Raw genomic sequence first — 18,588 nt, forward strand, 5'->3', positions numbered from 1 at the left:
CTATGAAGGGACCCGCTCGTCGGACGGCCGCCAATCCGTCGTGCCCGGTGGCACGGTGGCGGCGATCCGTCAGCGTGTCCCCCATAGAAGGTGCAGCGCCGGTCTTCGATCGAAGCGCCCGGTCGTTCGTACCGGAAGCCACTACCGAGGACCGGCCCGCAGGCGTCGCGGGTCGCATGGTGCTGAATCGGACGCGGGGGCTGTGTGTCTCGGATATTCAGTTGTACGCCGACGGCGCGGCGGCTCGCCGCCACGACGCGCCGGTCGTGTGTGCTCCTACCCACATGGGCGGAGCCATATGAGAAGGGAGCGGCGCCGGGCGCCGCTCCCTTTCATGCTATCGGCGCAGACCGAGTCGCTCGATGAGCGAACGGTAACGCTGGATGTCGACCTTCTGCAGGTACTTCAGCAGACGACGCCGGCGACCGACGAGCAGAAGCAGGCCACGACGGCTGTGGTGGTCGTGCTTGTGCGTCTTCAGGTGCTCGGTGAGCTCGCTGATGCGCTTGCTGAGCAGCGCGATCTGCACCTCGGGCGAACCGGTGTCGCCTTCGGCCGTCGCGTACTCACTGATGATGGTCTTCTTGGCAGCGGTGTCGAGGGACACGGCTCTCCTTCGATCTACGGACACGCGCGAATGAGATGAGAGTGCGAACGACCGTGCGTGCCTACAGTCGCCGCGTGAAGGCCGTCATGGGCAGCGCAGCAGCGCCACCGTTACAGAGCCGACATGCAAGGTTACCATCGGAGTCAAGCGTCTCGCGCCCGCGAACGTTCCGCGCCCGCCGCCGCCGGTGTCACGACGTGATGCGGCGGGCGGCGTCGACGTCGGCGTGGATCTGGTCGATCAGCGCCTCGATCGACTCGAAGCGGGTGTTGCCCCTCAGCCGGGCGGCGAACTCCACCGCCACGTGCACCCCGTAGAGCTCCAGGTCGTCACGGTCGAGCGCGTACGCCTCCACGGTACGCGGCACGCCCTCGAACGTCGGGTTCGTGCCCACCGAGATCGCCGCCGGCCACCGCTCGCCCTCGTACGGCGCGGGCAGGTTGGCCACCGGGACGCACTCCAGCCACCCCGCGTAGACCCCGTCGGCCGGGATGGCCGTCTGCTGCGGCGTCTCGACGTTGGCGGTCGGGAAGCCGAGCTGCCGCCCCCGCTGGTAGCCGCGCACCACCACGCCCTCCACCCGATGGGGACGGCCCAGCTCGGCCGCGGCCCCCTCGACGTCACCGGCGACGATCAGCTCGCGCGCGGAGGTCGAGGAGACGCCGTCGAGCAGGGGCACCACCTCGACCTCGAAGTCGTACTTGTCGCCCAGCGTGCGCAGCGTCTCGACGTCGCCGGCGGCGTGGTGCCCGAACGTGAAGTCCGCACCCACCACGACCACCGCCGCCCCGAGGCGCTCGCTCAGCACGCCCTGGGCGAAGTCGTCGGGGCTCGTCCTGGACAGGTCGAGGGTGAACTCCACCACCTCGACGTCGTCGATGCCCAGCTCGGCCAGCAGCTCGGCGCGCCGCTTGAGCGTGGTCAGCCGCGCCCGCCGGGTGCCCGGCCGCACCACCTCGTCGGGATGCGGCTCGAACGTGACCGCCACGCTGCGCGCCCCCCGCTCGCGGGCCAGCTCGACCGTCCGCTCGATCACCTTGCGATGCCCGCGATGGACCCCGTCGTACACGCCGATGGTCACCACAGACCTTCTCGAACCCCGCACGCTAGGCCCCATTCGTTCGTGGCAGATCAATCCGACACAAGCCTGCCATGCACCTCCCGCTCACCTCCAATCGAGGGGCGGAGCGCGGTATTCCCGCAAGTAGGATGAGCCATCATGCCTCGATACGCGCTCCTGATCCTGCCCGCCTTCAACCGGGTCTACGGCGAGAGCTCCCCACGTCTGACCAGGGGCGAGCTGGCCGTCTTCAGCGACCACGCCATCGAGAACACCGTGCTGGACAGCGCGGAGACCACCATCGGCGGCGTCCCGTACATCACGTTCGAGACCGCCGAGCCGCTCTCCGAGCCCGACGTCGCGCTGCTGTCCAACCTGTCCTCCGTCTACGCGGTCTTCGGCGTCGAGGGCGACCTGCTGCGCCCGCTGGCCATGCGCCCCCTCGACCGGCTGAGCAGCGACCTGCTGACCATCCAGAAATACGCCGGCAAGACCAACGAGCACTTCACCAAGCTGCTGCTCAACGTCACCGTGCTCGCCTCCGACCGGCCCATGTCCGGCAGGTTGTCGGTGTTCGACCCGATGTGCGGCCGCGGCACCACCCTCAACCAGGCCCTCATGTACGGCTACGACGCCTACGGCCTCGACGTCGACGGCAAGGACTTCGAGGCGTACACGACGTTCATCAAGACCTGGCTGCGCAACAAGCGGCTCAAGCACACCGCCGAGACCGTGCCGGTGCGGCGGGCGCGGGCGCTGGTGGGGCGGCGGCTCAACGTCACGTTCGGGCTGTCGAAGGAGGCCGTCAAGGCGGGCGACGTGCAGCAGCTGGCCGTGGTCAACGCCGACACGCTCAAGAGCCGCGAGTTCTTCAAGCCCCGCACGTTCGACGTCGTCGTGACCGACGCCCCCTACGGCGTCCAGCACGGCAGCAAGGGCGGCGGCGGCCTGTCCCGCAGCCCGCTGGAGCTGCTGCGGCAGGCCGTGCCGGTCTGGGCCGAGCTGCTGCGCCCCGGCGGCGCGATGGGCATCTCCTGGAACACCTACGGCGGCAAGAGCGCCGAGCTGGCCGCGATCCTCGCCGGCGCGGGCCTGGAGGTCATGGACTACCCCGACTTCGAGCACTGGGTCGACCAGGCGATCGTCCGCGACATCCTGGTCGCCCGCAAACCCGCCTGACAAGCGAAGGCCGCGGCTCAGCCCGTCAACCCGCCCGACGAGCGAAGGCCGCGGCTCAGCCCGCGAACACGGCCAGGGGCTTGGCGATCCGGCCCTGCTCCTCCACCAGCGCCAGCAGCTCGCCCTCCGGCCCGAACACGCCGATCGGCCCGGCCCCGAGCCCGGCCGCGGGCAGCCGGCCGCCGTGGCCGATCACGCGCGCCTCCTCGGCGGTCACGTCCCGGCGCGGGAACGCCGCCGACACCGCCTCGCCGATGGGCAGCACCACGCACTCCTCGGCGAGCTGGTCGATGCTGCGGGCCAGCGACAGGTCGTAGGGGCCGACCCGGGTCCGGCGCAGGCTCGTCAGGTGGCCGCCGACGCCGAGCGCGGCCCCCAGGTCCCGGGCCAGGGCCCGGATGTAGGTGCCGCTGGAGCAGGTGACGACCGCGTCGACGTCCACGACGTCGCCGGCGGCCCTGATGTCGAGCACGTCGAAGCCGTACACGGTGACGGGCCGGGCCGCGAGCGCGACCTCCTCGCCCGCGCGGGCCATCTTGTACGCCCGCTGCCCGTTGACCTTGATGGCGCTGACCTGCGGCGGCACCTGCATGATGGCGCCGGTGAGCGCCTCGACGCCCTTGTGCACCTCGGCCGCGCCCACCTCCGCCGCCGACGCCGTGGCCACGGTCTCGCCCTCGGCGTCGTCGGTGTTGGTCGACACGCCCAGCCGGATCGTGGCCTCGTAGACCTTCTCGGTCAGCGCCAGGTGCCCGAGCAGCCGGGTCGCCTTCTCCACCCCGATCACCAGCACGCCCGTGGCCATCGGGTCGAGCGTGCCGGCGTGCCCGACGCGGCGGGTGCCCGCGATGCGCCGCATCTTGGCCACCACGTCGTGCGAGGTCCACTCGCCCGGCTTGTCGACGATGATCAGACCGCTCTCGGCCATCCAGCCTTCCCCAGCTCTCGTCTGAACTTGGCCATGGTCTCCTCCACGCTGTCGTAGGAGGTGAACCCGGCCGCGTTGTGATGCCCGCCGCCGCCCAGCGCGGCGCACACGGCCGCCACGTCGACCCCGCCCTTGGACCTGGTCGACACCTGCCAGTCGCCGTGGTCGTCCTCCTTGAGCACGACCGCGATCTCGGCCTCGTCGGTACGGCGGACGATGTCGATCATGCCCTCGATCTCCGAGTACGGCAGCCCGTACGCGGCCCGGTCGACCCGCGGCACGTACGTCCAGACCATCGAGCCCTCCAACTTCACCCGGTCGAGCGCCCTGGCCAGAACCTTGAGGTAGCCGAACGGCGAGCGGTCCCACAGCTCGCGGGCGATCTCGTCGGTGTGCAGGCCCGTGGCCACCAGCCGGGACGCCATCCGGTGCACGGCCGGCGTGGTCGAGGCGTAGCGGAAGGAGCCCGTGTCGGTCACCAGGCCGGTGTACAGGCAGGTGGCGATGTCCCGGTCGAGGCTGCCGCCGAGCCGGTAGATGAGCTGCTCGGCCAGCATGGCCGTGGCCGCCGCCCGCGGGTCGATGAGGCTGTGCGTGCCGAACCCGGCGTTGGACGGGTGGTGGTCGATCACGATGACCTCCTCCGCCCTGGCCGCGTTGGGGCTGAGCAGGCCCAGCCGCTCGAACGTGGAGGAGTCGAAGGTGATCATCAACGCCGGGGCCTCGGGATAGTCGGCCGGCGGGCACAACATCTCCTGCCCCGGCAGGAACCGCAGGATCCGCGGGACCGCGAAGTACTGGTCACCGAAGGAGGCCACGACCCGCTTGCCGATCGAGCGCAGCACGTAACCGACGGCCAGCATCGAGCCGAGCGCGTCGCCGTCGGGCGACACGTGACAGGCCAGGGCGACCTCGTCGACCTGGCCGATGAGCTGGACCGCGCGCTCCCAGGCGGCCTCGGGGATGTCCGTGGCCTCCTGGGAGGGCTGCTCGGCTCGGGCGCGCACGTGCGACGTCACGCCTGGTCGTCCTCACCCTCATCGGGCTTCTTGTAGGGGTCGGCCTCGCCGGCGTAGGCCGCGCCCTCGGCCCGGCGCGCCACCTCGGCGTCCCGCGCCCTGGCGGCGTTGATCAGGTCGTCGAGCTGGCGGGCGCTGTCGGGCAGCGGGTCGTGCCGGAACGTCAGCGTCGGGGTGAAGCGCACGCCGGTCTGGCGGCCCACCTCGGCGCGGATGATGCCCTTGGCACTCTCCAGGGCGGCCGCGGTGTCGGACCGCTCCGCGTCGGAGCCGAACACTGTGTAGAACACCGTCGCGTCACGCAGGTCAGCCGTGATCCGCGTGTCGGTCACGGTGACGAAGCCCAGGCGCGGGTCCTTGATCCGGCGCTCCAGCATCTCGGCGACGATCTGCTGGATGCGGTCGGCGAGCTTGCTCGCTCGTGCGGCATCCACCATGTTCGCTCCCCCTCACGCACGACCTGGCCGTGCTGTCGTTCAATCTTCGTCGTTGTAGAGGCGCTGTCTGGCTGACAGCAACTCGATCTCAGGGCGGAAGGCCACCATCCGCTCGCAGGCGTCCATCACCTCTTTGCAGTTACCCGCGGAGGCGGAGATCACCGCGACGCCCACCTCGCACCTGCGATGCAGGTCAAGATGGCCGGTCTCGGCCACCGCGATGGACGGATAACGTCGCTGCAGCTCGGCGATCAGAGGCCGGACGACAGAGCGCTTCTGCTTCAGCGAACGCACGTCGCCGAGCAGGATGTCCAGGGTCAGAGCACCCACATACATCGTGTGAAACCACCGCTTGGCCTGGTGGGGTGGAAGCACGACCGGCCCGCTGCGGTGGGAAGGGGGCCCGGGCGTGCGAGAGGCGCCCGGCGGAGGTTCCGCCGGGCGCCCGGCCGCGGGTCAGACCCGCGGCTTCTCCCGCATCTCGAACGTCTCGATCGTGTCGTCGATCCGGATGTCGTTGTAACCGACACCGATGCCGCACTCGAAGCCCTCGCGGACCTCGGTGGCGTCATCCTTGAAGCGACGCAGGGACGAGACGGTCAGGTTGTCGGCGATGACGACGCCATCGCGGATCACCCTGGCCTTGCTGTTGCGGACGATCGTGCCGGAGCGGACCAGCGAACCGGCGACGTTGCCGATCTTCGGCACCTTGAAGACCTCGCGGACTTCTGCGGTGCCCATCTGGACCTCTTCGAACTCGGGCTTGAGCATGCCCTTGAGCGCCGCTTCGATCTCCTCGATCGCCTGGTAGATGACCGAGTAGTAGCGGATGTCGACGCCCTCGCGCTCGGCCAGGTCGCGCGCCCGAGGCTCGGGGCGGACGTTGAAGCCGATGATGACCGCGTTGTCGTCGGCGACGGCCAGGTTGACGTCGTACTCGGTGATGGCGCCGACCGCGCGGTGCAGGACACGGAGCCTGACCTCGTCGCCGACGTCGATCTTGAGCAGGGCGTCTTCCAGGGCCTCCACCGAACCGGACACGTCACCCTTGATGATGAGCTTGAGCTCGTCGACGCGACCCTTCTCAAGGTCGCTGAACAGCTCTTCGAGGGTGCGGCGACGGCTCGACTTCGCCATGTCGGCGCTGCGCTTGCGCGCCGCGCGCTGCTGGGCGATCTGGCGGGCCATCCGGTCGTCGGTGACGACGATGAAGTTGTCACCGGCGCTCGGCACGGCCGTCAGACCCATGACCAGGACCGGACGGGACGGCGTGGCCTCCTCGACCGGGTCGCCGTTGTCGTCGAGCATCGCGCGGACGCGGCCGAAGGCCTCGCCACACACGATCGAGTCGCCCACGCGCAGCGTGCCGCGCTGGACCAGGACGGTCGCGACGGGGCCGCGGCCCTTGTCGAGGTGCGCCTCGATCGCGATGCCCTGGGCGTCCATCGTCGGGTTGGCCCGCAGGTCGAGCTCGGCGTCGGCGGTGAGCAGGATCGCCTCGAGGAGGTTGTCGATGCCCGTGCCGTTCTTCGCCGAGATGTCGACGAAGAGGGTCGAGCCGCCGTACTCCTCGGCGACCAGGCCGTACTCGGTGAGCTGGGCGCGGACCTTGTTGGGGTCGGCACCCTCCTTGTCGACCTTGTTCACCGCGACCACGACCGGCACGTCGGCCGCCTGGGCGTGGTTGAGCGCCTCGATCGTCTGCGGCTTCACACCGTCGTCGGCCGCGACCACCAGCACCGCGATGTCGGTGGACTTGGCGCCTCGGGCACGCATGGCGGTGAACGCCTCGTGACCCGGGGTGTCGATGAAGGTGACCTTGCGGTCTTCGCCCTCGTGCGTCGTGGCGACCTGGTAGGCACCGATGTGCTGGGTGATGCCACCGGCCTCGCGCGCCACCACGTTGGTCTTGCGGATGGCGTCGAGCAGCTTGGTCTTACCGTGGTCGACGTGACCCATGACGGTCACGACCGGCGGACGCGCGGCGAGGTCGCCCTCGTCGCCCTCGTCCTCGCCGAACTCGATGTCGAAGGCCTCGAGAAGCTCGCGGTCCTCCTCCTCCGGGCTGACGACCTGGATGTTGTAGTCGAGCTCGGCGCCGAGGAGCTGCAACGTCTCCTCGTTGACCGACTGGGTCGCGGTCACCATCTCGCCGAGGTGCAGCATGATCTGCACGAGCGAGGCGGGGTTCGCGCCGATGCGGTCGGCGAAGTCGGACAGCGACGCGCCGCGCGGCAGGCGGATCGTCGCGCCGTTGCCGCGAGCGACCTGCACACCGCCGATCGCCGGCGCCGACATGTTGTCGAACTCCTGGCGCCTCTGACGCTTGCTCTTACGACCACGCGCGGGACGGCCGCCGGGACGCCCGAACGCACCCGCCGTGCCACCGCCGCGGCCACGGCCGCCGCCACCCGGACGACCGCCGAAGCCACCGCCGCCGCCACCGGGACCACCGGTGCCGGTACGGGGACCTGCGCCGCCGCCACCGGGACGACCGGCGAAGCCGCCGCCGCCACCGGGACGACCGCCGCCACCGCCGGGACGGCCACCGCCGCCACCGCCGCCGGGACGACCGCCACCGCCGCCGCCACCGGGACGCGGGCCACCGCCCGGACCGGCAGGACGACCCTGCGGCATCATCATCGGGTTGGGACGCGGCCCACCCGGACGCGGACCACCGGCGCCGGGACCCGGACGCGGACCGGCCGCACCGGGCGGACCGGGACGCGGACCCGCGGGACGCGGACCGGCCTCGCCGCCGCCACCGGGACGCGGCGGACGCGGCATCGCGCCGTCACGCGGCGGACCCTCACGACGCTCGCGCTGACCGGGGCCACCGCCGTCGCGGTTGCCGCCGGGACGCGGCGGACGCGACTGGCCCATGCCGCTGGCGTTGGACGAGAACGGGTTGTTACCCGGACGCGGGCCACGCGGACCCGGCTTGGGACCGGGACCAGGACGCGGGCCGCCGCCTGCGGGCGCACCCGGACGCGGAGCCTGCTGCTGACCGCCGCCGCCACCACCGGAAGGCTGCCCGGGACGAGGCGCCGGACCGGGCTTGGGACCCGGACGGGCGGCGGGACCCGGACGCGGCCCCGGAGTCGGACGGGCGGGCGCGCCGGAACCGGCCGCGCTCTCGAAGCGGGCCTGCGGAGCCCCGGAGGTCTCGCCGCGCGCAGCCTCGGGCTGCTGCTGCGGCTGGTGGGGCATCGGCACCGGCGGACGCGGCTGCGCGCCGCCCGCGGGAGCCGCGGGGCCGGGCCGCGGCCCTGGCCTCGGAGCCGGACCCGGACGCGGAGGAGTAGGGGTCGGCGCCTCCGCGGCGCCGTTGCCGGCCTGGTGTTCTGCCGGACGGGGCGCAGCCTTGGGCGGCTGCGGCCTGTTGGACGACGAACCGCCGCCCCTGGAGGGCCCACCCTTCGATGCGCCCAGAGCTTCGGTGAGCCTGCGGACCACCGGCGCCTCGATGGTCGAGGACGCCGAACGGACGAACTCCCCCATCTCTTGGAGCTTGGCCATGACGACCTTGCTCTCTACGCCGAACTCCTTAGCGAGCTCGTATACCCGGACCTTCGCCACTGCACTCCCTTACTCGGCCCGGGAGGCTGGCTGTGCCGTCCGGACCGTCGTTAACTTGACGTCTTCATCGCCGCGTGCTCATCAGGCGCTCATAGCAATCTGACTCCGCCCATCAACTCGGCGTCCTACATGACATTTCGTGATTCCTCCTCCAGGTGTGCCCGCACTCGCGAGACGTCAAGCGGCCCCGGCACGCGGAACGCGCGCGGGAATGCTCGGCGACGCTCGGCGAGCTCCAGACAGCTCAAGGACGGATGCAGCGATGCACCGCGGCCAGAAAGCCGTCCTCGCAGATCAGGGACCAGATGGTCCTCGATCCGCACCAGGCGGAGCAGCTCGGACTTAGCCGTGCGAACCCTGCAGCCCACACAGGTGCGCTGTGGGGCCGCGTGGCCACCATATTCCAGCTTACCGTGTTGACGCATCTACGGAACCGGCGGCATCCTCGGCTTGTGTGTCAGGCCGGATGTCAATGCGCCATCCGGTGAGCCTGGCGGCAAGCCGGGCGTTCTGCCCTTCCTTGCCGATGGCCAGCGAAAGCTGGTAGTCGGGGACCGTCACCCGTGCGACCCGTCCTTCGAGATCGAGAACCTCGACATGGGAAACACGGGCCGGCGACAGCGCATTCCCGACGAACTCGCCCGGATCCTCGGACCAGTCGATGATGTCGATCTTCTCGCCGTGCAGCTCGGCCATCACGCTGCGGACGCGTGAGCCCATCGGGCCGATGCAGGCGCCCTTGGCGTTGACGCCCGGCTTGCGCGACCGGACCGCGATCTTCGTGCGGTGGCCGGCCTCGCGGGCCACCGCGGTGATCTCCACGGTGCCGTCGGCGATCTCGGGCACCTCCAGCGCGAAGAGCTTCTTGACCAGGCCGGGGTGGGTGCGCGACAGCGTCACCGACGGCCCCTTGTGGCCCTTCTTCACCTGCACCACGTAGGCGCGGATGCGCTCGCCGTGCACGTAGTCCTCGCCCGGGACCTGCTCGGCGTGCGGCAGCACGGCCTCGATCTTGCCGAGGTCGACCAGCACCACGCGTGGGTCCTTGCCCTGCTGGATCACGCCCGAGACCAGCTCGCCCTCGCGGCTGGCGAACTCGCCGAAGTTGATCTCGTCCTCGGCGTCGCGGAGCTGCTGCAGGATGACCTGCTTGGCGGTGGTCGCGGCGATCCGGCTGAAGTTGCCCGGAGTGTCGTCGAACTCCCTGACGACGTCGCCCTCGCCGTCGAGCTCGGCCGCCCAGATCGTGACGTGGCCGCTGCCGCGGTCGAGCTGGGCGCGCGCCTTGGGCGCCGCGCCCTCGGTGCGGAAGTAGGCGATCAGCAGCGCGTCCTCGATCGCCTTGACGACCAGGTCGAAGGAGATGTCCTTCTCCCGCTCCAGGCTGCGCAGGACGCTCATGTCGATGTCCACGAGGCTTCCCCCTTAGCCTTCGTCGCCGTCGACGTCGTCGGTGTCGTCGATCCGGCGGAACTCCACCTGCACCCGGCCTCGGGTCAGGTCCTGGTAATCGAGCCGGCGGGCGGAGCCGGCGACGTCGAGGTCGACGCCGCTCTCGTCCGCCGCCAGAACGCGGCCCTCCACCACGGTGCCGTCTCTCATCTCGGCCTTCACCAGCCGCTTGGCGGCACGGCGCCAGTGGCGCGGCTCGGTGAGCGGGCGGTCGACGCCCGGAGAGGAGACCTCAAGGGTGTACGCGGCCTGCCCCATCACGTCGTCCTCGTCGAGCGCCGTGGAGACGGCCTGGCTCACGTCGGCGATGTCGTCGAGGCTCACGCCGCCGTCGCGATCGACGATCACGCGCAGCAACCGCCGCTTGCCCGCCTGGGTGACGGTGACGTCCTCCAGATCGAGGCCCTCCGCGCCGACCACGGGCTCCAGGAGCTTCATCAGGTGGTCGCGGGATGATGCGCTGCCCATATCGACCTCCCCTATTGTCATGTCTCAGCCGGGCGGACCTCGCCACTGGCTCTCCGCCGTCTGGCTGCGCAGCCAGCGACGACAGTTGACACCCTATCTGTACGGAGGCACGGAGAGAGCGCCACTCGTCGTGGTCGAGTGGCGGAGCGTCGCCTGACGGCGTTCCCGGGCACCAGCCCGTACGATGCTATCTGCGTCCGCAGTCACCTGGAGCCGTCGCCGTCGGCGCCCCGGTCACTGGGGTCCCTCGTCACCGGGTCCGTAGTCACCGGAGGTCCAAGCCCGTGCGCCCGCGTCACCTCTCCAGGCGAGCCGTGCTGGCGGGCGGAGCGGCCGCCCTGACGGCCTGCAGCGCCTCGGGTCCCGCCGGGCCCGCGACCCCGGCGCCCGACTCTCCCGAGACCGTCCTGCTGCGGCAGGTGGTCGCCGACAAGGAGCGCACGGTCGCCCTCTACTCGGCGCTGATCGCGGGCGGCGCCGACTCCCTGGAGCCCTTCCGCGCCCGGCACCAGGCGCACCTGGCGGAGCTGCGCAAATACCTGCCCGCCGGGCCGCCGCCCGCCTCGCCGCCCGTCTCGTCGCCGGCTGTCTCCGCGCCCGCCTCGCCGGGCGCGGCGCCCAGTGCCACGCCGTCGAAGTCCCCCAAGCCCACGCTGTCACGGCTGCGGGACGTGGAGCGCCGGGCCGCGGCGCAGCGGCCCCGTCAGCTCGCCGGTCTGTCCCCCGGCGTGGCCCAGCTCCTCGCCAGCATCGGGGCGTGCGAGGCGGTCCACGCCGTGTCGCTGCCCAAGTCGTCGTGAACGGGATCGTGATGAACAGGATCGTGGTGGCAGCGTCGTGACGGCCGGGGACGACGTCGAGAAGCTGCGCAAGGCTCTGGCCGCCGAGCACGCCGCCGTGTTCGCCTACGGGCTCCTGGGGGCGCGTACGACCGGCTCCCTGCGGGACCTGACCGGCGCCGCGTACGAGGCCCACCGGGCCCGCCGCGACCAGCTCCGCAATCTGATCACCGGCCGCGGGGGCCGCCCGAACGAGTCGGAGCCCTCCTACGCGCTGCCGTACGTGCCCACGGGCGCCGCGCAGGCCGCCCGGCTGGCCGTGCAGCTGGAGAACGGCATCACGGCCGCCTACCTGGAGCTGGCCGCCGCCGCGGACCCGGCGCTGCGCAAGTACGCCGCCCTGGCCATGCAGGAGTCGGCGACCCGCGCCTACGCCTTCCAGCCGGCACCGCCCGCGGCCTTCCCCGGCATGCCGGGCAGCACCCCGCCTCCGACGCCGCCTCCCACGCCGGCACCGTCCCGCTCCGGCGGCTGACGACACCACGCCCGGCCCGGCACCACGGCCCCCCATCACGGGCCCGGACAGCGGTCCCGGCCCCATCACGGGAGCCGGGACAACGGACCAGTCCCATCACCGGAGCCGGACAGCCACCCGGCCCGCGGGGGTGTGGGTCAGCGGCAGGCGGCCAGGATGCGGGTGGCGGCCTCGGCGAGGGGGATCTCCTCCTTGACGCCGGTCACCCGGTCGCGCAGCTCGATGACGCCCTGCGACAGCCCGCGCCCGATCACCACGATCGTGGGCACGCCCAGCAGCTCGGCGTCCTTGAACTTGACGCCCGGCGAGACCTGGGCGCGGTCGTCGACGAGCACCCGCAGCCCCTGCGCCTCCAGCTCGCCGGCCAGCTCAAGGGCGGCCTCGACCTGGTTCTCCTTGCCGGTGCCGACGATGTGCACGTCGGCGGGCGCGACCTCGCGCGGCCACACCAGGCCGAGCTGGTCGTGGGCCTGCTCGGCGATGACGGCCACGGCCCGCGAGACGCCGATGCCGTAGGAGCCCATGGTGATGCGGACGGGCTTGCCGTCGGGGCCGAGGGCGTCGAGGCCGGCGGCGTCGGCGTACTTGCGGCCGAGCTGGAAGATGTGGCCGATCTCGATGCCGCGGTCGATGGACAGCGGGGAGCCGCAGCGGGGGCAGGGGTCGCCGGCGCGCACCTCGGCGGCCTCGATCGTGCCGTCGGGGACGAAGTCGCGCCCGGCGACCACGTCGGCGGCGTGCTTGCCGGGCTCGTTGGCGCCGGTGACCCAGGAGCTGCCGGTGACGACGCGGGGGTCGACGAGGTAGCGGATGCCGAGCTCGCGCAGGATCTGCGGGCCGATGTAGCCGCGGACGAGCCCGGGGTGGGCGGCGAAGTCGGCGGCCTCGAAGATGGCGGGCTCGCCGGGCGCGAGCGCGGCCTCCAGGCGCTTGAAGTCGACCTCGCGGTCGCCGGGCACGCCGATGATCAGCGTCTCGACCTTGTCGGAGCCGGGGGTGGTGACCTTGACGACGACGTTCTTCAGCGTGTCGGCGGCGGTGACGGACAGGCCGTGGCGCTCGTTGACGTAGGACACCAGGGACTCGATGGTCGGGGTGTCGGGCGTGTCGAGGACCCGCATCGGCGCGGCGCCGTCGAGGTCGCGGGCGGGCGGCGCGGTGGTGGTGACGGCCTCGGCGTTGGCCGCGTAGCCGCAGGAGTGGCAGGCCACGAACGTGTCCTCGCCGGTGGGGGTCGGCGCCAGGAACTCCTCGGAGGCCGAGCCGCCCATCGCGCCCGAGGTGGCGAACACGATCTTGTACTCGATGCCGAGCCGCTCGAACGTGCGGATGTAGGTCTCGCGGTGCTGCTCGTAGGAGCGCTTGAGACCGTCGTCGTCGAGGTCGAAGGAGTAGGAGTCCTTCATGAGGAACTCGCGGCCGCGCAGGATGCCGGCCCGGGGCCTGGCTTCGTCGCGGTATTTGGTCTGGATCTGGTAGAGCGTGACCGGGTAGTCCTTGTACGAGGAGTATTCGCCCTTGACCATGTCGGTGAAGAGCTCCTCGTGCGTGGGGCCGAGGAGGTAGTCGGCGCCCTTGCGGTCCTGGAGCCGGAACAGGGTGTCGCCGTATTCGGTCCAGCGGCCGGTGGCCTCGTAGTACTCGCGGGGCAGCAGGGCGGGGAAGAGCACCTCCTGGCCGCCCATCCGGTTCATCTCCTCGCGGACGATCCTGGTGACGTTCTCCAGCACCAGCTTGCCGAGGGGCAGCCACGAGTAGATGCCGGGGGCCACGCGGCGGACGTAGCCGGCGCGGACGAGGAGCTTGTGGCTCGGCACTTCCGCGTCTGCCGGGTCGTCCCGCAGGGTGCGAAGAAACAACGACGACATGCGCAGCAACACGGCTACTCCTTGCTCGGGCCTGGATCTGAAGGATTACAGGCTATCGACTCGGGGAGCCGCGCCGCGCGGCGTTAATCGGGCGCGGGTCCGGATCGGCCCGGATCGCCGGATTCGCGGCCGGTACGCGGGCTCAGGCCGAGAGGGGCAGCCAGCCGCCCACGAAGACGCCCAGGCAGAGGGTGAACAGTCCGGCGAAGACGGCCGAGACCGCCAGGGCGCGCACGCGGGCCCGCCGGTTCCTGCGCAGCACCGCGACCAGCGCCACGGCCAGCAGCGCGACCACCGTGGCCGGTCCGGGCCAGAACGACTGCTCGCTGTCGATGAAGCCGGGGGTCGCCCGGTCGACGACGTCGGCGATCAGCAGCGCGCCGATCGCGCCCGCGGCCAGGTCGCCCCAGCGGTCCCGCCTGCGGGTGACGTAGGCGAGCAGGCCGAGGCCGACGAGCAGGCCGACCGTCCAGTTCAGCCCGGCGACGCCGCCGCCGATGACGTCGAAGCCGTCCACACCGCGCAGCGCGCCCGCGCCCATGGCCGCGACCAGGGTGGACACGGCCGCCAGGAACGTGGTCAGCAGCGCCCAGCCGAACCCCGACGCGGTGGCGCCCACGACCAGCGCGAGGGTCAGGTAGGCGTACGGGTCGTAGAGCTGGCCGAACCATTCGGGGCCCTTGCCGGCGGTGAGCATGCCGATGAGGCCGACGGCCAGTCCTGCCAGGAAGGCCGCCAGCACATGGCGTTCCATGCGGCGCAGACGCCGGTCGCATTCGGCGAAGTCGGCGTACTCGATCGCGGTGTGGTTCATCTTCATTCCCTGGTCAATCCCTCCCCCGGAAATGTCTAGGGATGACCGCATCCAGATTATGTATCCATCCAAAAAAGGCAAATTTCGGTCATCCGTATCTAAGACAAGCAATCGCTTGGTTTACCATGCTCGGGTGACCCTCTCCGATGAGCTCGGCGCCGTCGTCCGTGCCTACCTCGCCGACCGGCCGGACGCGACCTGGCAGGCGTTCGCGCGGGACGTGGGCGCGGCGGGGCTGCTCGTGCCCGAGCGGTACGGCGGCGCGGGCTGCGGCCCGGCCGAGGCGGCGGCCGTGGCCGAGGAGCTGGGACGCGCGCTGTCACCCCACCCGTTCCTGCAGTCGGCCGTGCTGGCCGTCGGGGCGCTCATGGCCGACGGGGACGAGGACGCGCGGGCCCGGCTGCTGCCGGAGCTGGCCTCGGGGGCGGCGACGGCGACCGTCGTGCTGCCGGACGACGGGGACCTGGCACTGGCGGACGACCGGCTCTCGGGCTCGGCGCCGTACGCGCTGGACGGCGAGATCGTGCTCGTCTACACCGGCGGGCACCTGGTCGAGGCCGAGCCGACGCGGCGGACGGCGTACCCGACCATGGACGAGACCCGCCCCCTGGTCTCCCTGACCTTCGACCGCGCACCCGTACGAAGGCTGGGCCCGGGGACGTCGTGGGCCCGCGTACGCGACCTCGGGATCGCGGCCCTGGCGGCCGAGCAGACCGGCGGCGCGGCGCGCTGCCTGGAGATGGCCACCGAGTACGCGCGCTCGCGCCGGCAGTTCGGCCGGCCGATCGGCTCCTTCCAGGCGATCAAACACAAGCTGGCCGACGTCCTGCTGCTCGTGGAGTCCGCCCGCTCGGCGGCACGGGCGGCGGCGGAGGCGGCGGCTGCGGAGGCGGCGGCGGACACAGAGGCGGAGGCGGACACAGAGGCGGAGGTCTTCGCGGCTGTCGCGGGGTCGTACTGCGCGGAGGCCTACCTGACGGCGGCGGGCGAGAACATCCAGGTGCACGGCGGGATCGGGGTGACCTGGGAGCATCCGGCGCACCGGTATCTCAAGCGGGCCACGTCCGACGCCCAGCTCCTGTGCCCGCCGCGGACGCACCGCGCCCGCCTGGCCGCGCACGTCTTCGGCGAGGCGTGAGGCGGCTCAGCCGCCGAGCAACTCCTCCCACGGATGGCGGGTGTTGGTGCGGCGGGTGGTGTCGAGCGCCTCGGCCAGACGCCACAACCCCGGCCGCGCGCGCACCCGCGCCCGGCCCATGGGGTCGATCGCGCGCAGCTCGAGGCGCACCCCCAGCACCTCCAGCACCGCCGAGCCCGCGCCCGCGGGGCCGGCGGCCGTGAGCGGCGCGCCGCCGGCGTCGCCGACCTGGCCGGCGAGCAGCGCGGCCACCTCCGAGGCGTACGGCCCGTCGCGCCACTCGATGTGCCAGCTCCGGTCGGCGCCGCGCCACCACGTCAGGTCGCGGCACGACTCGATGACGTCGGCCTCGGTCGCGAGGGCGGCCATGACCCGGCCGAAAGCCTCGTAGCCGCGCGCGTCGGGGAGCGAGGGATCGTCGTCGCCATGGTCGTGGAACGTGCCGTCCTTCGACCGCCGCAGCGCGTGCTTTCGCCTCACGAGCAACCACTCTGATCGGCGGCGCGCCCTTCCCGCAAGTGTTCGGCCCTGATACGCTCTACCAAGCGAGCGCTTGGTTCACTACTTTCGCCGGAGGCGCGATGACGTCCCTACGGATCAGCCTGGGGTACGAACTGGAGGTCCGCGGCCGCACCCGCGAGGTCGAACGACAGGCGTTCCAGAACGTGATCGAGCAGGTCGTCCTCGGCGATCGGCTGGGGTTCGACACGGCCTGGTTCGTCGAGCACCACTTCACCAGGGGCTTCTCCCACTCCTCCGCCCCCGACCTGGTCCTCGCGGCCATCTCGCAGCGCACCGAGCGCATCCACCTCGGGCTCGGCGTGGTGCTGCTGCCGTTCCAGTCGCCCATCCGCACCGCCGAGCGGGTCGCCACCCTCGACGTGCTGAGCGGCGGCCGGGTCGAGTTCGGCACCGGACGCGGCGCCTCCCCCCTGGAGTACCAGGCCTTCCAGCGGCCGTTCGAGAAGTCGCGGCAGATCTGGGAGGACTCGCTGGAGGCCACCCTCGCCATCTGGCGCGCCGACGGCGAGCCGATCAGCAGGTCGACCGAGTTCTTCGAGATCCCCGACGTGGCCGTCTACCCCCGTCCGGTCCAGGAGCCGCACCCGCCCGTGTGGGTGGCCTCCACCTCGCTGGAGGGCTACCTGGCCGCCGCCCGGCACGGCTACAACCTGCTGGGCATGACGATGCTCAAGGGCATCGACGACGTCGCCGCCGACATCGCAAAATACCGGGAGTGCCTGGCCGAGAGCGGTTTCGACCCCGCCTCCCGGCGCGTGGCGCTGATGATCCCCTGGTTCGCCGCCCCCACCCGGGACGAGGCCACCGCCACCGCCGCCGACGCCGTCCTGTGGTACATCCGCCGCCAGGTCAACCTGGTCACCCCGCCCGACTACTACGACGCCCGGCACGCCACCCACCGCGTGCTGGGCCAGCTCGCCGCCGGGATGCCGCCGGAGGAGGCGATGGCCACCCTGCGCGAGCACCTCATGGTCGTGGTGGACGACGTCGAGGGCTCGCGCAAGGCCCTGGCCAGGATCGCCGAGGCCGGCGCCACGGACCTGATCATCCAGGCGCAGGTCGGCGGGCTGGCCCACGAGAAGGTGTGCGAGTCGATGACGCTGTTCATGAACGAGGTGGCCCGTTGACCGCCGCCCGCTGGCTGACCCGCGACGACCTCGCCTCGTCCGCACGCACCGCCGAAGGGCTGCTGCTCGTCGCGCCCGACCTGTCCAGCGTGTTCCCGCTCGGCCCGGAGGACGCCGCCGCCGCGACCGGGCTCACCGCGGCGGCGCTGCGCGCGGCCGGCGTCGGCGGGCGCGACCGGGTCGTGGTGGCGCTCGCCGAGCCCGCGGGCGCGTTGTGGACCGCCGCCGCCGCGCAGGTCGCGCGGGCCGCCGCCGCCGTCGGGCCGCGCGGCCGCCTGCGCCTGCACCACGCGCTGACCGCGCTCGGCGCGACCACGCTGGTCAGCACCCCGACGGGCGCGATGGACCTGCTGGCCCGCCTGCACCTGGAGTTCCTGCTCGACCCGCTCGACCTCGGGCTCGACCACATCGTCCTGACCGGCGAGATCGCCTCCAGGCGGACGATGGGACATCTGGCCGGCGAGTTCGGCTGCGCGGTCACCGAAGTGCTCGCCAGCCCGTTCGGCGGGGCCGCGCTCGCGTTCAGGGCCGCCGAGGACGCGCCGCTCACCCCGCTCGCGGACGGCGTGCTGGGCCTCGCCTCGCTGACCAAGGACGACCTGGCCGGCCCGCAGGACGCGCTCGCCGAGCTGGTCCTCACGCCGTCCGGGCACTCCACGCTGGGCGACGCCGTGCTCAGGACCGGCCTGGTGGCCAGGGCCGACGGATCCGGCGGCTCCGGGCTGCCCGCGCCCGCGCACACCGTCGGCGACCACGTGCTCGTCAGGGGCGTGTGGCTGGCGTTGCCGCGGGTCGAGAAGGCGCTGTCGAAGATCGACGGCGTGACCGGCTGGGAGCTGTCGGTCGAACGCCAGGGCACCCTGGACGCCGCCGCCCTGACCGTCTCCTTCGGCCGGGAGAGCCTGGTCAGGAACCCGATGTGGCGGTCGAGGATCGAGCAGGCCGTGCGCGCCCTGACCCCGATCTCGATCGACGTCCGCATCGCCCAGGACGTCCTGGAGACCCCCGTGCCCGGCACGGTGGACGACCGGCGCGGCCACCATCTCGGCCGGGACAGGGCCCTCGTCAGCTAGCGC

19 protein-coding genes are annotated in these 18,588 nt (G+C 72.0%); 6 read left to right on the forward strand and 13 right to left on the reverse strand.

What is annotated here, in order from left to right:
* Positions 1–337 precede the first annotated feature (337 nt).
* Together rpsO and AB0C33_RS41545 are read right to left on the reverse strand one after the other, a co-directional pair.
* On the reverse strand, positions 338–607 hold the full coding sequence (gene rpsO / locus AB0C33_RS41540) for a 30S ribosomal protein S15 (RefSeq protein WP_090945762.1): 270 nt from the start codon (positions 605–607) through the stop codon (positions 338–340).
* Positions 608–797: 190 nt separating this feature from the next.
* Positions 798–1,724, reverse strand: a complete 927-nt coding sequence (locus AB0C33_RS41545; protein WP_358298422.1) for a bifunctional riboflavin kinase/FAD synthetase — start codon at positions 1,722–1,724, stop codon at positions 798–800.
* Positions 1,725–1,826: 102 nt separating this feature from the next.
* Between AB0C33_RS41545 and AB0C33_RS41550 the strand changes: the two genes are divergently transcribed.
* On the forward strand, positions 1,827–2,846 hold the full coding sequence (locus AB0C33_RS41550; protein WP_358298424.1) for an SAM-dependent methyltransferase: 1,020 nt from the start codon (positions 1,827–1,829) through the stop codon (positions 2,844–2,846).
* A gap of 55 nt (positions 2,847–2,901) precedes the next feature.
* Here AB0C33_RS41550 and truB read toward each other — a convergent pair whose 3' ends face one another.
* From truB to rimP, 8 genes are all read right to left on the reverse strand, one after another.
* Entirely contained in the window at positions 2,902–3,774 is an 873-nt protein-coding gene (gene truB / locus AB0C33_RS41555; RefSeq protein ID WP_358298426.1) for a tRNA pseudouridine(55) synthase TruB, read from the reverse strand.
* Positions 3,756–4,793 carry a bifunctional oligoribonuclease/PAP phosphatase NrnA gene (locus AB0C33_RS41560; protein ID WP_358298428.1) on the reverse strand — a complete coding sequence of 346 codons (1,038 nt, stop codon included), beginning with the start codon at positions 4,791–4,793 and terminating at the stop codon, positions 3,756–3,758. The genes truB and AB0C33_RS41560 overlap by 19 nt, the downstream gene beginning before the upstream one ends.
* Complete coding sequence (gene rbfA, locus AB0C33_RS41565) at positions 4,790–5,230, reverse strand: 30S ribosome-binding factor RbfA (RefSeq protein WP_358298430.1); 441 nt, start codon at positions 5,228–5,230, stop codon at positions 4,790–4,792. The genes AB0C33_RS41560 and rbfA overlap by 4 nt, the downstream gene beginning before the upstream one ends.
* A 39-nt stretch (positions 5,231–5,269) precedes the next feature.
* Positions 5,270–5,566 (reverse strand): DUF503 domain-containing protein, encoded by a 297-nt coding sequence (locus AB0C33_RS41570; RefSeq protein ID WP_352320823.1) that lies wholly within the window; start codon positions 5,564–5,566, stop codon positions 5,270–5,272.
* 120 nt (positions 5,567–5,686) lie between these two features.
* The gene (gene infB / locus AB0C33_RS41575; protein ID WP_358298432.1) at positions 5,687–8,809 is read right to left on the reverse strand and encodes a translation initiation factor IF-2; all 3,123 of its coding nucleotides are present in this window, start codon (positions 8,807–8,809) and stop codon (positions 5,687–5,689) included.
* A 125-nt stretch (positions 8,810–8,934) separates the two neighbouring features.
* Positions 8,935–9,234: a YlxR family protein gene (locus AB0C33_RS41580; protein ID WP_352365338.1), complete on the reverse strand. Its 300-nt coding sequence runs from the start codon at positions 9,232–9,234 to the stop codon at positions 8,935–8,937.
* Positions 9,218–10,222 carry a transcription termination factor NusA gene (gene nusA / locus AB0C33_RS41585; RefSeq protein ID WP_358298434.1) on the reverse strand — a complete coding sequence of 335 codons (1,005 nt, stop codon included), beginning with the start codon at positions 10,220–10,222 and terminating at the stop codon, positions 9,218–9,220. Before nusA ends, AB0C33_RS41580 begins: the two co-directional genes overlap by 17 nt.
* Before the next feature lie 12 nt (positions 10,223–10,234).
* Positions 10,235–10,729, reverse strand: a complete 495-nt coding sequence (gene rimP / locus AB0C33_RS41590; protein ID WP_358298436.1) for a ribosome maturation factor RimP — start codon at positions 10,727–10,729, stop codon at positions 10,235–10,237.
* A 284-nt stretch (positions 10,730–11,013) separates the two neighbouring features.
* On the opposite strand from rimP, the gene AB0C33_RS41595 reads away from it, so the two are divergent.
* Both AB0C33_RS41595 and AB0C33_RS41600 read left to right on the forward strand, forming a co-directional pair.
* Positions 11,014–11,529, forward strand: a complete 516-nt coding sequence (locus AB0C33_RS41595; RefSeq protein ID WP_358298438.1) for a hypothetical protein — start codon at positions 11,014–11,016, stop codon at positions 11,527–11,529.
* Positions 11,530–11,566: 37 nt separating this feature from the next.
* Positions 11,567–12,043 carry a ferritin-like domain-containing protein gene (locus AB0C33_RS41600; protein WP_358298440.1) on the forward strand — a complete coding sequence of 159 codons (477 nt, stop codon included), beginning with the start codon at positions 11,567–11,569 and terminating at the stop codon, positions 12,041–12,043.
* 137 nt (positions 12,044–12,180) lie between these two features.
* Here AB0C33_RS41600 and AB0C33_RS41605 read toward each other — a convergent pair whose 3' ends face one another.
* Positions 12,181–13,923, reverse strand: a complete 1,743-nt coding sequence (locus AB0C33_RS41605) for a proline--tRNA ligase (protein WP_358298442.1) — start codon at positions 13,921–13,923, stop codon at positions 12,181–12,183.
* A 130-nt stretch (positions 13,924–14,053) separates the two neighbouring features.
* Positions 14,054–14,725 (reverse strand): hypothetical protein, encoded by a 672-nt coding sequence (locus tag AB0C33_RS41610; protein WP_358298444.1) that lies wholly within the window; start codon positions 14,723–14,725, stop codon positions 14,054–14,056.
* Between the two features lie 133 nt (positions 14,726–14,858).
* On the opposite strand from AB0C33_RS41610, the gene AB0C33_RS41615 reads away from it, so the two are divergent.
* Entirely contained in the window at positions 14,859–15,863 is a 1,005-nt protein-coding gene (locus AB0C33_RS41615; RefSeq protein WP_358298446.1) for an acyl-CoA dehydrogenase family protein, read from the forward strand.
* A gap of 6 nt (positions 15,864–15,869) precedes the next feature.
* Here the strand turns inward: AB0C33_RS41615 and AB0C33_RS41620 are convergent, their stop codons facing one another.
* Complete coding sequence (locus AB0C33_RS41620; protein WP_358298448.1) at positions 15,870–16,343, reverse strand: hypothetical protein; 474 nt, start codon at positions 16,341–16,343, stop codon at positions 15,870–15,872.
* Positions 16,344–16,444: 101 nt separating this feature from the next.
* Here AB0C33_RS41620 and AB0C33_RS41625 point away from each other — a divergent pair, with 101 nt between their 5' ends.
* Together AB0C33_RS41625 and AB0C33_RS41630 are read left to right on the forward strand one after the other, a co-directional pair.
* Positions 16,445–17,512: an LLM class flavin-dependent oxidoreductase gene (locus AB0C33_RS41625; protein ID WP_358298450.1), complete on the forward strand. Its 1,068-nt coding sequence runs from the start codon at positions 16,445–16,447 to the stop codon at positions 17,510–17,512.
* Positions 17,509–18,585 (forward strand): hypothetical protein, encoded by a 1,077-nt coding sequence (locus AB0C33_RS41630; RefSeq protein WP_358298452.1) that lies wholly within the window; start codon positions 17,509–17,511, stop codon positions 18,583–18,585. Before AB0C33_RS41625 ends, AB0C33_RS41630 begins: the two co-directional genes overlap by 4 nt.
* The last annotated feature ends 3 nt before the right edge of the window (positions 18,586–18,588 follow it).

The sequence above is a fragment of the Nonomuraea sp. NPDC048881 genome (genome assembly GCF_040649795.1).
GTDB lineage: Bacteria > Actinomycetota > Actinomycetes > Streptosporangiales > Streptosporangiaceae > Nonomuraea.

What these genes read in the sequence shown, in the direction of transcription:
- AB0C33_RS41550 (WP_358298424.1), top strand. Translation starts at nt 1,827, where the DNA reads ATGCCTCGATACGCGCTCCTGATCCTGCCCGCCTTCAACCGGGTCTAC.
- AB0C33_RS41625 (WP_358298450.1), top strand. Translation starts at nt 16,445, where the DNA reads ATGACGTCCCTACGGATCAGCCTGGGGTACGAACTGGAGGTCCGCGGC.
- AB0C33_RS41570 (WP_352320823.1), bottom strand. Translation starts at nt 5,566, where the DNA reads ATGTATGTGGGTGCTCTGACCCTGGACATCCTGCTCGGCGACGTGCGT.
- truB (WP_358298426.1), bottom strand. Translation starts at nt 3,774, where the DNA reads ATGGCCGAGAGCGGTCTGATCATCGTCGACAAGCCGGGCGAGTGGACC.
- rimP (WP_358298436.1), bottom strand. Translation starts at nt 10,729, where the DNA reads ATGGGCAGCGCATCATCCCGCGACCACCTGATGAAGCTCCTGGAGCCC.
- AB0C33_RS41580 (WP_352365338.1), bottom strand. Translation starts at nt 9,234, where the DNA reads ATGCGTCAACACGGTAAGCTGGAATATGGTGGCCACGCGGCCCCACAG.
- rbfA (WP_358298430.1), bottom strand. Translation starts at nt 5,230, where the DNA reads ATGGTGGATGCCGCACGAGCGAGCAAGCTCGCCGACCGCATCCAGCAG.
- AB0C33_RS41610 (WP_358298444.1), bottom strand. Translation starts at nt 14,725, where the DNA reads ATGAACCACACCGCGATCGAGTACGCCGACTTCGCCGAATGCGACCGG.
- AB0C33_RS41545 (WP_358298422.1), bottom strand. Translation starts at nt 1,724, where the DNA reads ATGGGGCCTAGCGTGCGGGGTTCGAGAAGGTCTGTGGTGACCATCGGC.